The organism is Nostoc sp. (assembly GCF_036917415.1).
GTDB lineage: Bacteria > Cyanobacteriota > Cyanobacteriia > Cyanobacteriales > Nostocaceae > Nostoc.
Window position 1 is genome coordinate 1 of the sequence record NZ_JBALDJ010000028.1, and the last position, 18,423, is coordinate 18,423.

Here is an 18,423-nt window from a genome sequence, read left to right on the forward strand (position 1 = left end):
TTACCCTAGCCCGGATAGTCCCACTTTGTTTCCAACTTGATTGCCTATCAGGCAAGTCCTTTTGTCAATAGGGTTTGAGACGCGCTAACCCTGATAATAGAGGTAACACTAACCAGCCGAATAGAAAAAATAGCGATCCCAGAATTGCACCATAAAACCAGACATTAAAGTGGAAATTGATGGATTCTTTAGCGTTTTCTTTAACAACAGGATCGTCAGATACAAGCAGTATGGCGATAGGTACGCCTACAGATATTAACGTTGTGCTGAAAAAAATCGCTCCATGAGACAAGGCAGATAGAAGCTTTCGCTTGTCTGTGTCGTACATTGCTTTCTCCTATTTAGTCAGATTGTTGGTTATACTACGACCCTATCACGAGCTTCGTTGTCTTAAGATTAAAAGACTTGCCAAAGTCAAAAAAAATTAAGCTAACAAACAAACAAATACACTAATGTCTACTGAACTTCAGTCTGAACTTATTCAAGCAGTTGAACTTCGCCGCAACTTTGCGATTATATCTCACCCCGATGCTGGTAAAACGACACTAACTGAAAAGCTACTCCTGTACGGGGGTGCAATTCACGAAGCTGGGGCGGTCAAAGCGCGACGGGCACAGCGCAAGGCTACCTCTGACTGGATGGCGATGGAACAACAACGAGGTATTTCCATTACCTCCACAGTATTGCAATTTGAATACCGGAATTGTCAAATCAATTTATTAGACACTCCCGGACACCAAGATTTCAGTGAAGATACTTATCGTACCCTTGCCGCCGCCGATAATGCAGTGATGCTGATTGATGCGGCAAAAGGTTTGGAACCCCAAACCCGTAAATTGTTTGAAGTGTGTAAGTTGCGGGGTATCCCGATTTTTACATTTATCAACAAGCTCGATCGCCCAGGAAGAGAACCTCTGGAACTGTTGGATGAAATTGAGCAAGAACTGGGATTGCAAACCTATGCGGTAAACTGGCCGATTGGGATGGGCGATCGCTTTAAAGGTGTTTTTGACCGACACAAGCAACAAATACACCTGTTTGAACGCAGCGCCCACGGTAGCCGAGAAGCCCGTGATACGATAGTGGAGTTAGGCGATCCGAGAATAGAAGAACAGCTAGAACAAAACCTGTACTACCAACTGAAAAACGATCTGGAACTGTTAGAAGGAGTTGGGCCAGAGCTAGATTTACAGTTGATACACGAAGGCAAAATGACGCCTGTGTTCTTTGGTAGCGCCATGACTAACTTCGGGGTCGAGTTATTCCTCAAGTACTTCCTCGACTATGCCCTCAAACCCGGTTCTCATGTCAGCAGTGTTGGCGAAGTTCCCCCTACATACCCGGAATTTTCGGGGTTTGTCTTCAAGCTGCAAGCGAATATGGACCCAAAACACCGCGATCGCGTCGCATTTATCCGGGTTTGCACTGGTAAGTTTGAAAAAGATATGATGGTGAATCACGCCCGCATTGGTAAACTCATCCGTCTATCTCGCCCGCAAAAACTCTTTGCTCAAGAGCGAGAATCGATTGATGTGGCTTATCCTGGCGATGTGATCGGTTTGAATAATCCCGGTGTTTTTGCGATCGGGGATACAATTTACACGGGACAAAAGCTCGAATATGAAGGAATTCCGTATTTTTCGCCGGAACTGTTCGCGTCTCTGAGGAATCCCAACCCCTCGAAGTCCAAACAATTCCAAAAAGGCGTTGCGGAATTGCGAGAAGAAGGCGCTGTGCAAATTATGTATTCAACTGATGAAGCCAAGCGCGATCCAATTTTGGCGGCGGTGGGTCAGTTGCAATTCGAGGTAGTGCAGTTTCGCTTACAAAACGAGTATGGTGTAGAAACCATATTAGATTTATTACCCTACAGTGTCGCCCGTTGGGTTGAGGGTGGTTGGGAAGCATTAGAAAAGGTGGGACGAATATTTAATACCACTACAGTTAAAGACAGCATGGGACGACCAGTGTTGCTATTCCGTAATGAATGGAATTGTCAACAGTTATTGGGCGACCATCCAGAGTTAAAATTAAGCGCGATCGCTCCAGTATTTTCTAGTCAACAACCAGTGGAAGAATGAAGAAGAATACAGAATCCAGAATCCAGAATTCAGAATTAGTTCTATAGAAGACACAACTGAATTCTGACTCTTGACTTTTGGATTCTTGCTCGATCAATTCACTTAGACAAGCAAAACTTGAGCGCGGTTGATTTCCACTGCATCCGGGGTTCGCGCTTTTGCACAAACGTGGATCATTTAGAAGAGATTGGAGTGCCAGAATTTGTATGCCTTCACATGCCAAATCGTCTTTGGAGGCTGGTTTAGTTGCCCTCAAGCAGGGAAATTACCAAACAGCGATCGCTCAACTAGAACCTATTGCTAGTATTCAAAGCAATGCTACTGCTAGCTTACAAGCCCAAGTTGGTTTAGTGATGGCTTATGCTCGCACTGGCGAAGTTCCCAAAGCGATTGCTATTTCCCAGAATCTCATTAAGAGTAACAATCCGCAAGTTAAAGAGTGGGCAACACGCGCTCTCGAACACCTGAGAAAACGTAAAAAACCTGAGCAAGAAGCAAAAAAAATCGAAACTGGATTTGTTGCCTTTGATAATTCAACCCCAGATTCAACTCCCGTCACTCCCCCGGAAACTCCTAAATTAGAGGAAAAGGCGAACGATCGAGTCATAGAAACCAAAAGCGACGACATCCCGCCAATGGTGCCACTAGCTAGACTCAAAGCCACATTAGCGACACCACCACCTACGCCCTTAAGCGGCTTCATGGGTTCTGTTACCCGTACCCAAGCCAAATTATTCGGCGTTATTTATTGGCGACAAGCACAACGCGCCAGAGCATGGCAACCACTACGTAAACCAAAATTAATTCCCTTGCGGCTACTGTCAGCCGGAACATTCATTGCCCTGTTTTGGGCGATCCGAGAAATCCTCAAGTTTGCACTAGGATTTATCAACCAGACTTTAGTCAAACTACCTTATCTGGAACCGATACAGCTTTTATACGGCGACCCTACTCAACTGTTGCTAATAGTATTGGTGATTTTAATCGGAGTCTCACCTTGGTTGCTGGATCTGCTACTGGCGAATTTGTATGGTCAGCGAGAATTTCCGAAAGATGTATTGAATACCCATAGCCGCGAAGCTGTTCGGGTGCTACAACGCTGTTGCCAACAACGGCACTGGCCGTTACCCAAACTGCGGATTTTACCAACGGCTGCACCAATTATTCTGACTTATGGTAGTTTACCACGTAATGCCAGGATTGTTGTGAGTCAAGGGCTATTAGAGCAGCTGGCAGATGATGAAATCGCCATTATTTACGCCACGCAACTAGGGCATATTGCTCACTGGGATTTTGCTGTAATGTCTTTGTTGCTGCTGGTTACACTACCAACTCATAAGCTATATCAACAAGTATCGGAGTTGGGAGACAAAATATCAGGGAAAATTTGGCGCTGGCCGCTGACAATTCTGGCGAGTCTAATTTATGGAGTTTGGTGTTTGCTGACTGGAACTGCATTGTGGTTGTCGCGGTTGCGGCTTTATTATAGCGATCGCGTCGCCGCTGAAATTACTGGTAATCCCAACGCCCTGATTCGCGCTTTACTCAAAATCGCCATTGGCATTGCCGCTGATATCCAAAAACAAGAACACACCAATTGGCAAATAGAAAGCTTAAATCTCCTGACACCAGTCAGCCATCAACAGAGTCTTTCTTTGGGCACTATTGCCAGTAATCTATCTTTTGAATCCTTTTTAAAGTGGGATACTGCCAATCCCTATCGCCAATGGTTTACGATTAATAATAGTCATCCTTTAATGGGCGATCGCCTCGAACGCCTCTGCCAAATAGCCCGTCACTGGCATCTAGACACCGAACTACATTTTACTAGGGAACCATCAAAAGTTAAGCGTCAGTCTTTCCTATTACAAGTCGCTCCCTGGTTAGGAATTCCTCTAGGGGTTCTGTTTGCAGCTTTCGTCTGGCTAACCTGGCAACTAGCATTCACACTCAAGTTTTTAAATCTAAAGTGGATATATGAAGATTGGTCTTTCATTACAGGCTGCCTTCTGATTGGCTTTAGCATTGGTACTGTGATGCGGATTAATTCTTTCTTCCCCGATATTAAACCTGCCACCGTACAAACTGACGACAGCTTACCCAACCTGTTAGCTGACCCTTCTGTCTTACCTATTGATAGCGTCAGCGTGCGTCTTGTGGGTAAATTATTAGGTCGTCAAGGTACTAGCAACTCCCTAGCGCAAGATTTAATCCTTCAATCCAGCGCAGGTTTGGTGAAATTACACCATATTTCTTGGCTAGGACAGTCAGTCAATCACCAGGATCTAATCGGGCGGCAAATTATCGTCACAGGTTGGTTCCGGCGAGGAGCAACGCCTTGGATCGATATCCAAACCCTAGAAACTCAAAGTGGTAAAACCATTCATAGCCCTCATCCTATTTGGTCTACTTTTTTGGCTGTTGCAGCACAGGCTTGGGGCGCATACATCTTTCTCACTGGTTAGTCATTGGTCATTGGTCATTAGTCATTAGTCATTAGTCATTAGTCATTAGTCATTAGTTATTGGTTATTTGCAAAGGACAAAGGACAAAGGACAACTGACAAATGACAAATCCAAATGTAAAGAAAAGTTGCAGATTCTCTTAAAAAATGTTACATTTATTTACACAAACCAGAGCAACCGACATAACTCAGCATCACCGCTTAGTTGTGGATTTAGGTGCTTTTTCCCCGCTCTATACTTTTTTATCCTCCCAACACAACAGTAAATTAACCAGCCACTGGCTGGTTTTTGTTTCAAAATATGCTCACTTGAATAAAAAAATGTGTTTTATGTTACGATGCAGTAATACTAATGTTGGAAATGTATGCGCTAAACTAGCTACGTAGAAAATACCGTGGTAATGTAAGGAATGGTATTTGATTCTGCGAATAAGGGCATAGAAGAAAGCGTGTACTTTAGCAGCTAATAGGCTATTAAATTTACAATTCTTAGAATTAAGGTGTTATTAGCTCACCATAGTGTGAGCCATTGGATTAAATAAGCTTGATCCCGACGAAAAACTGTATTGTTGTATAGGTTGACAGTTTCGAGCAAAAAAATTGGTTTATGGCAGTCTTGGTCAATAGCATCTATTTAAAAGCTAAAGCTAAGTGATTGTTTTCTTGCCTTGCCATGTTCATTCAACTCTGGAGGTATAGTTCATGTCCGTTCGCCTATATATAGGTAATTTGCCTAAAGATGAAATAGATCGTCAAGATCTACAAGCCGTTTTTGCAGCAGAAGGTGATGCTGTAACTACTAAATTAATTAAAGACCGCAAAACTGGCAAATGCCGTGGTTTTGGTTTTCTTACAGTTAACAATGACGAACAAGCTGACGAAATTATTGAAAAGTATAATGGTCAGATGTTCAAAGATACTCCCATTAAGCTAGAGAAGGCATTACCTCGGACAAAGGGTGAAGAGGGTGACGAGCAAGCTCCTAAACCAGTTACTCTTGCTAGTAATAGTACCCCGACTCCTAGCCCCAACAGAGAAGGTAGCCGCCGCGAGAAAAGCTCTAAGAAGCCTCGTCGTGGCGGCGGTGGCGGCGGTTCTCGTGAAAACAACACCACAACCACCGATTCAGACGCTATTCGTCCAGATCCTCGTTGGGCTTCGGAATTAGAAAAGCTGAAGCAGATGCTAGCTGCACAAACTACAAATTAATCCTCAAGGGAGAGAAATTAAAAATTAAAAATCAGAATTTTTTTGATTTTTAATTTTTAATTGTTGATAATTATCTAGCTGCTTAGTTTAATGAACTTGCAGCTAATTTTGTAAGTACGTAGGCGCAGCCCGCCGTAGGCATCGCATCGCCACTAGTCACACTAAGGCGTACCTGAGAGTTAGCAGCTAGAAGCGTGCAAACCGACCAAGCTCCATAAAATCTATCTGCATTTTAATTAAATCAAACGACACATAAGTTTCACGAATTTATCATACTTGCGTCATAAGTATATATTGATGCAACTATAGTTTATGTAGACATGTTGTTAAAACTTGCTTATAAAAACATAAAATTAAGTTTTTGTGATTAGACACATCAAAAAACTCGATCTTTATCAATGCGATCGCAGTAATTATCTAGATTTGATAAGATATAGTCAGTAATGGCAAGCTTCATACTGCCAAGTGAACGGTCGGCGCGATCGCTCTAAAGATAATCTACACTCAAGGTGATACCGATTGTTTGCAGCTTCTGTTATGTCCTCAACTCTAGATTCTTTGCCACCTGCGCTCGCTAAAATTGTCCAGCGCTTTCAACGCGCTTCCGAACCGAAGCGACGCTACGAACAGCTAATCTGGTATGCTCAGAAGCTCAATGAGTTCCCAGAAGCTGATAAATTACCCGAAAATAAAGTTCCTGGTTGCGTGTCTCAAGTTTATATTACAGCAGCCTTAGATGACGGTAAAGTTGTATTTCAGGGCGATTCCGATTCCCAATTAACCAAAGGATTAGTAGGGCTTCTGGTAGAGGGATTAGATGGACTAACGCCAACTGAGATTGTCCAACTTACTCCAGATTTTATTCAAGAAACAGGTTTAAATGTTAGCCTAACACCTTCCCGTGCTAATGGATTTTACAACATTTTTAAAACCATGCAAAAAAAAGCATTGGAATCTAAAATTGGTCATTAGTCATTAGTCAGTTGTCCTTTGTCATTAGCAAAGGACAAATGACAAAGGACAACTGACAAATAAATAAGGTACAACTACCAAAATTTAGTCTAATGTCAACAAATTTATTATCTACCTCTGCTGCTATTGGCTTTGGTGGAGTAGTTGAAGAATATCTCTGGAACTGGGAAAATCAGCGATTGCGCGTTGTTTATGAAACCTTGGGTAAAGGTTCACCGCTATTACTGCTACCAGCTTTCAGCAGTGTTTCGACGCGTTTGGAACTGGGCGAACTTGCCAAGTTACTAGCTCCCCATTTTCAAGTTGTAGCCGTAGACTGGCCTGGATTTGGTGAATCTTCTCGCCCTAGTTTGAATTATCGACCAGAAATATATCAGCAATTTCTGGAAGATTTTGTCAAAGCTGTTTTTAATACTCCTATTACTGTGGTAGCGGCTGGTCATGCTGCTAGTTACGTTTTACAATTAGCTGTCAAACAGCAGGCTGCTTTCTCACGAATTGTGTTATTAGCTCCTACTTGGCGTGGCCCTTTGCCGACAATGGGAGCAAGTCAACAAATAGCTGGCATCGTGAGAGAATTGGTGCGATCGCCTATACTTGGTCAAGCTCTCTACAAACTCAACACTACCCAATCTTTCTTAAGTTTTATGTACCGTCGTCATGTCTTTACTGACGCGGCTAAAATTACACCCAGTTTTATCGAAAAAAAGTGGCACACAACTCAACAACCAGGAGCGCGATTTGCATCTGCTGCTTTTGTAACTGGTAATCTTGATGCTGTACACAAACAATCTGATTTTCTGGAACTTGTGCAGTCTTTAACCGTACCGTTTATGGTAGTAATTGGGGAATCCAGCCCCCCCAAATCACGAGAAGAAATGAACGCTTTGGTAGCTTTACCAGAAGTCAAAAGCGTTGTTATACCTGGTTCTCTGGGACTGCATGAAGAATACCCAGCAGTTGTTTTAGAAGTAGTTCAAACTTTTTTGTTATCTTCAAAAAATTAAATCTTCGCACCAAGACGCAAAGAATCATTTTGCACTTTGGTGCGAGATTATAATTAGTTTAAGCTATTGCGAGTAAGTTTTTGTAAGCGAGAAAGAGAAAGCGCTAGTAAACCGACTATACCAAGACCAAGAACAGTTGATGACTCAGGTACTGTCTTGACTTCAAAATCAAAACTGAAAGTACCAGACTCCTTAAAAGGAATGGGGTTATTGCCATTGCCTAAATCCACAAGTTTGAATGATGCAGAATAAGTTCCTAGTGGCGCAGCAGCATCGGTCCAAAAGGTAGGAGTGAACGAAAAATTATCACCAATACCAATTGTGTAGATATCGCCGACTGACTTGAAAATATCAACGCCTGCTGAATCACCAACATTCAATCCAGTACTAATTGAGGCTAATTCTAAACCAACATTTGCACCCTCAATGGACGACTGCCAACGACCATTAGAGCTATTGAACAGATACTGATTACCTAATTTTTTTGAAGCTTTTAGAGACACTACAGGTTCTATCGTCAGATTACTATATTCCTTATTTGTTGGAGTACTAATCAAACGACCAGCATAAAACCCTGTACCAAGTAATAATGTTTGCGGTGGTTGTTCTGAGTAAGATTCTGGAATTCGGTTATTTGTATTAGTTGAGTTAATGGTTAGGTTATCTAAAGACCCTGAGTAGCTATAAGCACCGATGCCGTGGAAATGGTTAGATTCAGGCGTTTCTTCGTGCCTGTGTGCAAATAGAAAGGTCAAACGATTGTAGTTGGGGTTCTCCAAACCTGCGTATGTCCCTGTAGGAAAAACCTCCAAACCATCTAACCCAATGTAAAATTCGGTTTCGTCAGAATGATTGTGAGTATCATCCGCTTGTGCCGGTGCCAAAGCGGTAGATAAAACCAGCGGCGCAACGACCAAAAAGCTGACTGCAATAGACGACGCAGATGCTTGCCTTGTTTGAGTTACTTGCTTTTTCGGGCAGGTAGTGTTTCTCGAAATCACCATGCTTCTCCATTAAAGTCTAATTTTTCTATTTGTGATAATGATTATCATGTTGTCTGTGAGATTGTCAAGGTACTAACCTGCGACTTCCCGCATGGTGGGTCGGCTTGTATGCAATCTTCCTATCAGGTCACGCCAACTTGTGAATATTTATTACTTATTACAGATGTATAAAAATAAAATATTTCTTGACTAAGTTATGTGATTATTTTGCTGAAACCCAAAATAACAGCAAGTTCGCACAAAAATATAAAAAGATTTATCATAGGCGATAATGATTATCCACAAGGTGAGACACGAGGAATTTAGAGTATGGTGGCTGACGTAGTTAACAATTCAGTTCCCGTTACTGTGCTTACAGGCTATTTGGGAGCAGGTAAAACGACTCTACTCAATCACATCCTCACCTACGAACACGGCAAAAAAGTTGCTGTGATTGTCAATGAATTTGGGGAAGTGGGTATTGATAATCAATTGATTATCGATGCAGATGAAGAAATTTTTGAAATGAATAATGGCTGTATCTGTTGTACAGTGCGTGGCGATTTAATTCGGATCATTGGCAATTTGATGAAGCGGCGCGATAAATTTGACCATTTAGTAATTGAAACGACTGGATTAGCCGATCCTGCACCAGTGATTCAAACATTTTTTGTTGATGAAGATTTGCAAAGTCAACTGTCTCTAGATGCAGTGGTGACAGTCGTAGATGCCAAGCACATCTCGCAGCACTGGGATGCAGACGAAGCCCAAGAACAGATTGCCTTTGCCGATGTAATTTTACTTAATAAAACAGATTTGGTAGCGCCAGAAGAGTTAGATGAATTAGAAAAACGGATTCGGGCGATGAATGCGATCGCAAAAATCTACCGTACCCGCAATTCTGAACTAGGAATGGATGCTTTATTAGGTGTAAAAGCCTTTGATTTAGATCGTGCATTAGAAATTGATCCAGACTTCTTAGGCGAAGATGCCCACGTACACGATGAAACTGTCTTTTCTGTGGCTTTAGTAGAAGCAGGCGCAGTCGATGGAGAAAAATTAAATACTTGGCTTTCGGAGTTACTGCGTACCCAAGGCCCAGATATCTTTCGGATGAAAGGTATTTTAAATATTGCTGGAGAAGATAATCGATTTGTATTCCAAGGAGTACACATGATATTTGATGGCAAACCCGATCGTCCTTGGAAACCAAGCGAAACCCCCAAAAACGAATTAGTCTTCATCGGCCGCAATCTTGATGCAGCCCAACTCAAGCAAGATTTTCTCGCTTGTCTAGTTTAAAAGGGTATTGGGGGCTGGGAATTGGGTATTGGGGATTGGGAAAAATTCACTCCTTAATTCCCATAGGACTTACGCAAAAACTCTCTGAAACTCTTATTTCTCCGTGTCCTCTGCGTCCTCTGCGGTTTGATTTTCCCTTACCAGTGCGTAAATCCTGTCCCAGTTCCTAGTTCCCAGTCTCTAATCCCCAGTACCCAGTACCCAATAAATATGAACTCCACAACCAAATCTAAGGAATTTGAACAAAACTATTCGGGGACACTTTCAGATTATGTAACTGCGATCGCTTGGTCGCCACAAGGTCAAACTTTAGCAGCAACTTCCGCCGCCGGTGAAGTAGTTTTGTGGAATGATGGCGAACTCACAAGCTTACAAACTGGTAACGGTAAATCAGTAGACTGTCTAGCCTTTTCGCCAGATGGAAAATTTTTAGCTGTTGGTGGACAAGATGGACAGGTGAAAATTTGGTGCGACACTGAATTAATCGCCACGTTGGAAAATGCCCCTGCATGGGTTGACAAGTTAGCTTGGAATTACACCAGTAACCAACTGGCTTTTAGTTTGGGGCGTTACGTGCAAGTCTGGGATGCAGATACTCGTGAAATTGTCGTAACGCTGAATTTCGACAACTCTTCAGTATTGGGTATAGATTGGCGCATTGACGGACAATACTTAGCCATTAGTGGTTACAAGGGAGTGAAGATTTGGCATAGTCAAAACTGGGATGAAGAACCATACAGCTTAGATATGACTACTGTCAGTTTAGCGATGGCTTGGTCGCCCGATGGCAAATTCCTCGCTTCTGGTAATATGGATCGTAGTGTTACCGTTTTAGAATGGAACAACCCCGACCCTTGGGTGATGCGTGGCTTCCCTGGTAAAATTCGCCAATTGGCATGGTCAGAAGCTATAACTAAAGTAGGTGCGCCAATACTGGCATCTTCTAGCGTTGAAGGTATTGTAGTCTGGGAAAAGCTAGAGGATGATTCATTAGGTTGGGAAGCACGAGTATTAACTAATCATGTGGGTGTAATCAATGCGATCGCCTTTGCACCCAAAAGCTTCCTTCTCGCTTCTGCTGCTGCTGACGGCTGGTTATGTTTGTGGAACAAAGCCAAGGAAGTATCCCAAATTATCACAGGTGTCTCAGCAGGATTTTCTAGCCTAGCTTGGCATCCCCAAGGCAAGTTACTGGCTGCAGGCGGCGAACAGGGCGAATTACTTGTATGGTCAAAGGTTTTGCGCGGTCAGGGATTCGGGCGTAGTTAAGCAATACTCACTAATTAAAGTTGAACCTCGGCAATTTATTGGCTATGCTGTATCAGCAAAGGTATCTTTGTAAATTATGAACATTATCAAACTGATTCTCCTTGCCTGTCCTGCATTTCTGGTATCCATGCTGCTGGTAGTCAATCCAGCAAACGCATCCAGCCTGAAATCTACATACGCTACCCAAATTGTGACGGTAGTATCTACACAACAAATTCCCGATCTGGTAACACCAAACTTGATTCAAACATCTAATTCGATTATTGATCGACTTGGTTGTAATTGTGCCAACTGTGTTCAAGCCAAATTTCAGTCGCTACAAGGCAAGCTGCCATCAGCCGATTTTTAATAAACTTAGGAGTTATAAATATTGTCGGGGCACAGCAATGCTGTGCCCTTATTAATTTTATAAGCTTTTTATACGTAACTATCGTACTGGTTGCGGCATAAATATTTATGATATTTGCTGACGTTCGCGCCTAAAAAACGAGGTAGGAAAGCTGTTAGGTGAATTCCTAGATACTGAGAAAGCTGCTGGTAAGCCAGTGAAGTTGGTACGTTCGCCATCTGCACCTAAGCTGTTAAGCTCTTGTTAAAAGAGCTAGTCCGAGGATTAGAAAACTTGCTAGAGTGAACAGAGTTAGCCTTAATGTCTAATCGCCAAAACCTATACATCTCATGGATTTTGCTAATATTGCATCCCAGCTAAACGCTGGAACGATTTTGCCAGAGGGGATTGTTATTCTCACCCTCTTGGGGGTTTTGATTGTTGATTTGATTTTGGGGCGTACATCCGCACGCTGGATTGGATATCTAGCGATCGCAGGTTTATTTGCTTCGATTCTCGCCCTATATTTTCAATGGGACTCTCCTAATCCCATCTCTTTTAGCGGTGGCTTTAACGGTGACGACCTGAGTATTATCTTTCGCGGTATTATTGCCTTGTCTGCGGTTGTGACTATACTGATGTCAATTCGCTACGTTGAGCAGAGTGGCACCGCCTTAGCCGAATTCATCGCTATTTTGCTGAGTGCTACATTAGGAGGGATGTTTTTATCCGGGGCTAGTGAGCTGGTGATGATTTTCATCTCCCTAGAAACCCTGAGTATCTCCTCTTATTTGTTGACAGGTTATACCAAGCGTGACCCCCGCTCCAATGAAGCGGCGCTGAAATACTTGTTAATTGGAGCTTCCAGTACAGCAATATTCTTGTACGGTGTATCACTGCTGTATGGACTATCTGGAGGACAAACTGAACTAAGTGCGATCGCTAATGGCATTGCCACAGCGAAAGTGGGACAATCTCTAGGTTTAGTGATTGCCCTAGTTTTTGCGATCGCAGGTATTGGCTTCAAAATCTCCGCCGCACCCTTCCACCAGTGGACACCAGACGTTTACGAAGGCGCTCCCACCCCAGTCATCGCCTTTTTATCTGTCGGTTCCAAAGCAGCTGGGTTTGCCCTAGCTATCCGCTTGCTGACAACAGCCTTCCCTCTTGTTGCTGAGGAGTGGAGGTTTGTCTTCACAGCTCTAGCCGTTCTCAGCATGATTTTGGGTAACGTAGTCGCCCTAGCCCAAACCAGCATGAAACGGATGCTAGCTTATTCATCCATTGCCCAAGCTGGGTTTGTGATGATTGGTTTGATTGCTGGTACACAGGCAGGATACGCCAGTATGATATTTTACCTACTGGTTTACCTGTTCATGAACCTGTGCGGCTTTACCTGCATCATCCTGTTCTCACTACGAACAGGAACCGACCAGATTGCGGAATACTCCGGCTTATATCAAAAAGACCCACTTTTAACACTGGGTTTGAGTATTGCCCTGCTTTCCTTGGGTGGGATTCCACCATTGGCTGGGTTTTTCGGCAAGATTTACTTATTCTGGGCTGGTTGGCAAGCAGGACTTTATTGGTTAGTCTTACTGGGCTTAGTTACCACCGTCGTCTCCATCTACTACTACATTCGCGTAGTTAAGATGATGGTAGTAAAAGAACCCCATGAAATGTCCGACGCGGTGAAGAATTATCCACAAGTGCGTTGGGATTTGCCTGGACTAAGACCTTTGCAGGTCGGGTTGGTGATCACATTAATTGCCACTTCTTTAGCAGGGATTTTGTCAAATCCACTGTTTACATTGGCTAACAATTCCATCTCCAATACCCCATTTTTGCAAGCTACAATTAACAGTAATGTAAAAGCACAAAATCTCCTGCTTTTGCCAAAGTTAGATTCGGTTAGTCAGTCTCAACCCTCAATTGATTCTACTGCTAAGATTTAACCGATTCTCCATCAAACTTTGTACTCAAAAAACGCCTGTTTGCAAATTAGCAGACAGGCGTTTATCATATCTTTTAAATTAAATTTAATCAGACTGAGTTAATAGGTATCTTAATTACAAATTCTGCACCTTTTCCTGGAACCGAAAAACAGCTAAGTTGTCCGTTATGTTTTTCAACTATAATCTGATAGCTTATATATAGCCCTAATCCAGTGCCTTTGCCAACTGCTTTCGTGGTAAAAAACGGATCGAATAGTTTTGAGCGAACTTGTTCATTTATCCCTAAACCATTATCAGCAATAGTAACCTCTATCCAGTTTTGATCGATTAACTCAGTTTTTATGTAAATTTTAGGATTATTCTCTGCGAATTCTTGATTGTCAGTAGTTTGTGGATTTATTGCTGACCTTTGACCATTATTAGCCGACGACTCCAGTGCATCGATCGCATTAGCAAGAATATTAATAAACACTTGGTTGAGTTCACCAGGATAGCAAGCTACATTCGGCAGTTGACTGTATTTTTTGATAACTTTGATTTTTGGATACTCATGCCTAGTTTGCAGGCGATGCTCTAAAATCATTAAACTACTATCAATTCCTTCATGAATATTAACTTGCTTAAATTCTGCTTCATCAAGTCTGGAAAAGTTACGTAGTAATTTAACAATTTCTTGAATGCGTTCTGTTCCCACTTTCATTGACTGAAAGAGTTTAGTTATATCTTGAATCAGAAAATCTAAGTCTATTTCTTCTACTTTATCTTGGATTTCTGGAAGAATATTTGGACAAAGTTGTTGATAAATTTGCACCAATATTAGTAAATCTTGAGTGTATTTATGGGCGTGGTGAAGATTACCATAAATAAAACTTATAGGGTTATTAATTTCATGGGCAATACCAGCGACCATCTGACCTAAACTAGACATTTTTTCAGCTTGGATAAGCTGAGTTTGGGTAAGTTGTAGTTCGTTTAGTGTTTCTTGTAAAGCAGTTGTACGTTCCTCAACCCGAATTTCTAGCTCTTGATTCGCTTTCCAAAGCGCTTCCTCCGCTTGTTTTCGTCTCTGCACTTCCTTTCCTAATTCATCAATTTTTTCGTTTAAAAGAACGAAATTACTGCTGGCCAGGTTTCTATTTTCTAAGCGTAAGAGAATTAAAGCTGAAGATTCAGGAGACCAAGGTTGAATAACTGCTCCTTGACTACGACATATTAACGTTTGTCCATCATTCTTTCGGAAAGTCAAGGAGCCAATAACCATTGCCCTGCTACTTGAACAAGCTTGTAGGTACTTTACAATATCGTTGGCAGGCTCACTTACAAGTTCAAACAGCATTATTCCCCGCAGTTCCTGACGGCGTAACCCCAGCATATCTGTTACTGGTTGATTCGTAGCTAACAACTGACCTTCTCCACTCACCAGGAGTAAAGGTTCTGGTAGAACTCTGGCAAGTTCAAGAAATTGTTCAGGAGTCATGGGGCTTCAACTTTCACGATTTGACTCTAGTTTACATATCTGCACTAAGCTTAATTCTGGAGTTATTTTGTTTTATCGTGAAGGATTTACACAGATTCTAGTCCCCTAAAGTATTCTCGACCTTCTGCATCTTCTGCCTCTTCTGTAAGTTTTAAGTAAACAATAACTTTACATCCAGAATAACCTTGTGCTATCGTCTCTTGCAATTCTACTTTCGCATATCCTAGATTATTAGCTGCGATCGTTCCAAAAACGTTTGAAGTCATCATGCACATGGCAGGGCGATTAAGTACTTTGTCGCCAAATGGGCAAACACGGTTGCCAAAGACAATTTTTTCATCATTCTGCTCAATAATATAAAAATCGCCCTGGATTCGTTTTTTTAAATCAATCAAGACATCAGCTACCTGCTTACGAGAAAGGTTAGAGATTTCCAGGGCAGATTTATAATCTTGGTTAATCTGCCTTCCCATCCTTTCACCAACAACGCTAATAAATCCCGAAGCTTCTTCTAAACCAACTACATCCTGCAAAGTACCAGATAATTCTCTGATTAGTGTACGTAAAAATATATCGCGTTCCAAAGAAAGATTAAGCGTAGCTATTGAGTGCTTAGGTGCATCGATCATAAATTTTGAAGATACAATCTTGGAAGTACAGTTATATATAGAGTTCCCCAAAATGCCTCTAAAGTAACTACTTAATCTTTTTATTCTGAGAATTTAATGTTTGCTTTTGGTTCTAATGAAAAAAATGTCCATAACAAATTCTGAGCCTTATCATTGTGACAGTTTACGGTTTTGCATAGTCTCTTCTAAATTACGTCTCCATTATCCTTTCTAACCCTCCTTAAAAGTAGGGAATGAGATCGAGTTTTAAAAAGGTTAGCTAGCAAAATATTAAGTGTTTTTACCATGAGTAGTGAGCTTGGGTTGCGAGAATCTTCTGGGGGAAAATATTGTTAACATTAAACATATTTTATTATCAAACCGCGCAGAAGTATATTTGTTCGCAACCAGTATACAAATTTTCTATTTTCTATAAATCAACTTTGTTGGTTTGAAAACGTAATTAATTACAAGGTAGAAATTATGAATAATTTTGTTACTGTAATTTGCTAATATATTGAATATTTAATTTTTAAATAGTTTACGCAATTCATATTTTTGCTATTTTAATAAATAGGTATAGTGATTATAAACTCAGAACCTTTTCCTAATACAGAATTTACTTCTAGAGTTCCTTTATGTTTTTGGACAATTATTTGATAAGCAATTGATAATCCTAATCCTGTTCCTTTTCCCACAGGTTTTGTTGTGAATAAATGATCGAACATTTTTTGCTGAACATCAGCCGATATTCCCACCCCATTATCTTGAATCCGAATCGAGATATGATTTTTATCTTCAGTGAGGGCAGTATGAATTGTAATTTGATTGGGATTTAGCTTAATATCATTAAAATTAAGTCCAGCAGTAGACTCATCTAAAGCATCAATGGCATTTGCCAAAAGATTCATAAATACCTGATTCAATTGTCCTGGAAAGCATTCTACTAGGGGAAATTCTTCGTAATATTGAACTACTTGAATAGCAGGACGAATCTTATTCGCTTGTAAACGGTGTTTGAGAATGAGGAGAGTACTGTTAATACCTTCATGAATATTAAACAGAGTTTTTTGTTCTGTATCTGTTCTAGAGAAAGTTCGTAGGCTGTGGCTAATATTGGAAATACGATCTGTACCTTCTCTCATTGAAGAAATGAGTTTAGGTAGATCCTCGCGCACGTATTCTAGGTCAATCATTTCGATTGTTTCTTGAATTTGCTGAGATGTTTTGGGATAGGTCTGCTGATAGAGGTTAATTAGATGTAATAAATTATCAATATACTCTTTAGCCGGAGTCAGATTACCTGCAATAAAGCCAACTGGGTTGTTAATTTCATGAGCTACATCTGCTACCATGCTTCCCAAAGTAGACATCTTATTCTCCATTATCTGAAGATTAAGAAGCATTATTTCTAGCTCATGGCTTCTTTCTTCTAACTTATTTTGATATTCCTTTAATTCATCAATTACTCTCCTGAGCAAACATTCTTTTTTTCGATTTGTTTCTTCAAGTTTTATCCGGTCAGATTCAGAGCGCTCTAATTTCTTTTGGATAATTCTATTGGCTTTTTTTAATTCTTTAATTTCTTGTTGATAATCTAATATTTCCATTAACTTTTACTGATTTCCCAAAATTAAAGTTACAAAAGTTTCATTATGGAATTGCGTCTGGCTAATTCCATCTATAGGAGCAATTTCTCCATAAGAATAAAATCCACAGGCAGGTAAATAGTCAGTCAGACAAAGTTTCGTATTCTGATACTCTTCTTGTGCCCTAGTACCAAGTATTTGCCGACGAGCTACACATGAAAAAAATAAAACAGCACTTGGTTCTGTACCAGGATAATTATCTAAAGCATTCATAAATGATGCTTTGGAAGCTGCCAAAATATCTTCATAACCTGCTTCGGAAATTTGAATAATTGCTCGATCTGGAATATCTCCAAAAAAGGTTATGCTATTAAATTCTTGATTGTAAGCAATAGGTGCTCTTATATAAAAATTGTCTTCATTCTCATCAAAGACTGCTAGTGGATATTCAATTGAAGGAGGAAGCAAACCTAAATAATGATGATAAAAATCTAAAGCAGGTTTACCATCTATTTCATAGACTATGTTTTTATCTACTTTAGTCACTTTGCTTGTTTGACCAATAGGATGCCAACCACTTGCAACAGCATGGGAAAACAATATTGTGCCGGAAAAAAGCAGAATTGGTACAGAATCACTTAATACTTCTGTTTGAAAAAATTGATATGTACTTTGATATCTTGATTGATCGCCTGCCAAACCACCGAATATTGGCACATATTGACCAAGAGCTAGCTTTAAGCCATTCAATATAGAGACACCACTAGTTGTGAGGCTCTCTGGATGAGTTAAGCATAGCTTTGGAGGTGTGGTACTTTTTGCTTTGGCTTGCTCCACAGCTTGTTTAGTTGCAGTAATTGGATCGTCTGAAACTTTGCGTCCAACCCCTGCATGAATTTCAACTTCGTCTGAACAAAACAACATCAAAGTGATTGAATCTTGCTGAAACTCTAAGACTGAAGAAATTTCTCCATCTGTTGTTCCACCAATCAACTCAATCCCCGGAAAAGCCCGATCGATTTGCTGCAAAATGAGAGAATGATCGAAGTCAATTGCAGCAAAAATAATCCCAGCTTTTGGTATATCTTCTGCAAGAGAACTGACACATTGTTGAAGAACTTCTTCAACTGCTGCTAAAGAATCTGGATCGTTACTGTGACCTACTACTGCCTTGAACAT

General features: G+C 40.9%; 15 protein-coding genes and 1 pseudogene. 9 read left to right on the forward strand and 7 right to left on the reverse strand.

What is annotated here, in order from left to right; all coding sequences use genetic code 11:
* Positions 1-94: 94 nt before the first annotated feature.
* Positions 95-328 (reverse strand): annotated as a pseudogene (locus V7K41_RS05155) (DUF4870 domain-containing protein); the annotation flags it as partial.
* 124 nt (positions 329-452) lie between these two features.
* On the opposite strand from V7K41_RS05155, the gene prfC reads away from it, so the two are divergent.
* The 5 genes from prfC to V7K41_RS05180 all read left to right on the forward strand — a co-directional run bounded on the left by prfC (position 453) and on the right by V7K41_RS05180 (position 7,733).
* Positions 453-2,081: a peptide chain release factor 3 gene (gene prfC, locus V7K41_RS05160; RefSeq protein WP_334846126.1), complete on the forward strand. Its 1,629-nt coding sequence runs from the start codon at positions 453-455 to the stop codon at positions 2,079-2,081.
* 206 nt (positions 2,082-2,287) lie between these two features.
* Complete coding sequence (locus V7K41_RS05165; protein ID WP_334846128.1) at positions 2,288-4,546, forward strand: M48 family metallopeptidase; 2,259 nt, start codon at positions 2,288-2,290, stop codon at positions 4,544-4,546.
* A gap of 701 nt (positions 4,547-5,247) precedes the next feature.
* The gene (locus V7K41_RS05170; RefSeq protein ID WP_334846130.1) at positions 5,248-5,754 is read left to right on the forward strand and encodes an RNA recognition motif domain-containing protein; all 507 of its coding nucleotides are present in this window, start codon (positions 5,248-5,250) and stop codon (positions 5,752-5,754) included.
* Positions 5,755-6,291: 537 nt separating this feature from the next.
* Positions 6,292-6,726 (forward strand): SufE family protein, encoded by a 435-nt coding sequence (locus V7K41_RS05175; protein WP_104907546.1) that lies wholly within the window; start codon positions 6,292-6,294, stop codon positions 6,724-6,726.
* A 92-nt stretch (positions 6,727-6,818) separates the two neighbouring features.
* Complete coding sequence (locus tag V7K41_RS05180; protein ID WP_334846132.1) at positions 6,819-7,733, forward strand: alpha/beta fold hydrolase; 915 nt, start codon at positions 6,819-6,821, stop codon at positions 7,731-7,733.
* Positions 7,734-7,786: 53 nt separating this feature from the next.
* On the opposite strand, the gene V7K41_RS05185 is transcribed toward V7K41_RS05180, so the two are convergent.
* The gene (locus V7K41_RS05185; RefSeq protein ID WP_334846133.1) at positions 7,787-8,737 is read right to left on the reverse strand and encodes an all3515 family Zur-repressed PEP-CTERM protein; all 951 of its coding nucleotides are present in this window, start codon (positions 8,735-8,737) and stop codon (positions 7,787-7,789) included.
* 309 nt (positions 8,738-9,046) lie between these two features.
* Between V7K41_RS05185 and V7K41_RS05190 the strand changes: the two genes are divergently transcribed.
* From V7K41_RS05190 to V7K41_RS05200, 3 genes are all read left to right on the forward strand, one after another.
* Positions 9,047-10,018 carry a CobW family GTP-binding protein gene (locus V7K41_RS05190; protein ID WP_334846135.1) on the forward strand — a complete coding sequence of 324 codons (972 nt, stop codon included), beginning with the start codon at positions 9,047-9,049 and terminating at the stop codon, positions 10,016-10,018.
* Between the two features lie 210 nt (positions 10,019-10,228).
* Positions 10,229-11,287, forward strand: coding sequence for a WD40 repeat domain-containing protein (locus V7K41_RS05195; RefSeq protein WP_334846136.1), 1,059 nt, complete (start codon positions 10,229-10,231; stop codon positions 11,285-11,287).
* A gap of 76 nt (positions 11,288-11,363) precedes the next feature.
* On the forward strand, positions 11,364-11,636 hold the full coding sequence (locus V7K41_RS05200) for a hypothetical protein (RefSeq protein ID WP_334846138.1): 273 nt from the start codon (positions 11,364-11,366) through the stop codon (positions 11,634-11,636).
* Between the two features lie 68 nt (positions 11,637-11,704).
* On the opposite strand, the gene V7K41_RS05205 is transcribed toward V7K41_RS05200, so the two are convergent.
* Positions 11,705-11,854 carry a hypothetical protein gene (locus V7K41_RS05205; RefSeq protein WP_334846139.1) on the reverse strand — a complete coding sequence of 50 codons (150 nt, stop codon included), beginning with the start codon at positions 11,852-11,854 and terminating at the stop codon, positions 11,705-11,707.
* A gap of 111 nt (positions 11,855-11,965) precedes the next feature.
* Here V7K41_RS05205 and V7K41_RS05210 point away from each other — a divergent pair, with 111 nt between their 5' ends.
* A complete protein-coding gene (locus V7K41_RS05210) occupies positions 11,966-13,570 on the forward strand; it encodes an NAD(P)H-quinone oxidoreductase subunit N (protein WP_334846141.1) in 1,605 nt (534 codons plus the stop codon).
* 88 nt (positions 13,571-13,658) lie between these two features.
* Here V7K41_RS05210 and V7K41_RS05215 read toward each other — a convergent pair whose 3' ends face one another.
* The 4 genes from V7K41_RS05215 to V7K41_RS05230 form a co-directional block, all read right to left on the reverse strand.
* Positions 13,659-15,047 (reverse strand): ATP-binding protein, encoded by a 1,389-nt coding sequence (locus tag V7K41_RS05215; RefSeq protein WP_334846143.1) that lies wholly within the window; start codon positions 15,045-15,047, stop codon positions 13,659-13,661.
* Between the two features lie 86 nt (positions 15,048-15,133).
* Positions 15,134-15,676: a methanogen output domain 1-containing protein gene (locus V7K41_RS05220; protein WP_334846144.1), complete on the reverse strand. Its 543-nt coding sequence runs from the start codon at positions 15,674-15,676 to the stop codon at positions 15,134-15,136.
* A gap of 545 nt (positions 15,677-16,221) precedes the next feature.
* Positions 16,222-17,265 (reverse strand): sensor histidine kinase, encoded by a 1,044-nt coding sequence (locus V7K41_RS05225; RefSeq protein WP_334846146.1) that lies wholly within the window; start codon positions 17,263-17,265, stop codon positions 16,222-16,224.
* A 6-nt stretch (positions 17,266-17,271) separates the two neighbouring features.
* Positions 17,272-18,423, reverse strand: coding sequence for an FIST signal transduction protein (locus V7K41_RS05230; RefSeq protein WP_334846147.1), 1,152 nt, complete (start codon positions 18,421-18,423; stop codon positions 17,272-17,274).

Excerpts from the sequence above, each read along its gene's own strand:
- prfC (WP_334846126.1), top strand. The coding sequence starts at position 453 with ATGTCTACTGAACTTCAGTCTGAACTTATTCAAGCAGTTGAACTTCGC.
- V7K41_RS05165 (WP_334846128.1), top strand. The coding sequence starts at position 2,288 with ATGCCTTCACATGCCAAATCGTCTTTGGAGGCTGGTTTAGTTGCCCTC.
- V7K41_RS05170 (WP_334846130.1), top strand. The coding sequence starts at position 5,248 with ATGTCCGTTCGCCTATATATAGGTAATTTGCCTAAAGATGAAATAGAT.
- V7K41_RS05175 (WP_104907546.1), top strand. The coding sequence starts at position 6,292 with ATGTCCTCAACTCTAGATTCTTTGCCACCTGCGCTCGCTAAAATTGTC.
- V7K41_RS05180 (WP_334846132.1), top strand. The coding sequence starts at position 6,819 with ATGTCAACAAATTTATTATCTACCTCTGCTGCTATTGGCTTTGGTGGA.
- V7K41_RS05185 (WP_334846133.1), bottom strand. The coding sequence starts at position 8,737 with ATGGTGATTTCGAGAAACACTACCTGCCCGAAAAAGCAAGTAACTCAA.
- V7K41_RS05190 (WP_334846135.1), top strand. The coding sequence starts at position 9,047 with ATGGTGGCTGACGTAGTTAACAATTCAGTTCCCGTTACTGTGCTTACA.
- V7K41_RS05195 (WP_334846136.1), top strand. The coding sequence starts at position 10,229 with ATGAACTCCACAACCAAATCTAAGGAATTTGAACAAAACTATTCGGGG.
- V7K41_RS05200 (WP_334846138.1), top strand. The coding sequence starts at position 11,364 with ATGAACATTATCAAACTGATTCTCCTTGCCTGTCCTGCATTTCTGGTA.
- V7K41_RS05205 (WP_334846139.1), bottom strand. The coding sequence starts at position 11,854 with ATGGCGAACGTACCAACTTCACTGGCTTACCAGCAGCTTTCTCAGTAT.
- V7K41_RS05210 (WP_334846141.1), top strand. The coding sequence starts at position 11,966 with ATGGATTTTGCTAATATTGCATCCCAGCTAAACGCTGGAACGATTTTG.
- V7K41_RS05215 (WP_334846143.1), bottom strand. The coding sequence starts at position 15,047 with ATGACTCCTGAACAATTTCTTGAACTTGCCAGAGTTCTACCAGAACCT.
- V7K41_RS05220 (WP_334846144.1), bottom strand. The coding sequence starts at position 15,676 with ATGATCGATGCACCTAAGCACTCAATAGCTACGCTTAATCTTTCTTTG.
- V7K41_RS05225 (WP_334846146.1), bottom strand. The coding sequence starts at position 17,265 with ATGGAAATATTAGATTATCAACAAGAAATTAAAGAATTAAAAAAAGCC.
- V7K41_RS05230 (WP_334846147.1), bottom strand. The coding sequence starts at position 18,423 with ATGTTCAAGGCAGTAGTAGGTCACAGTAACGATCCAGATTCTTTAGCA.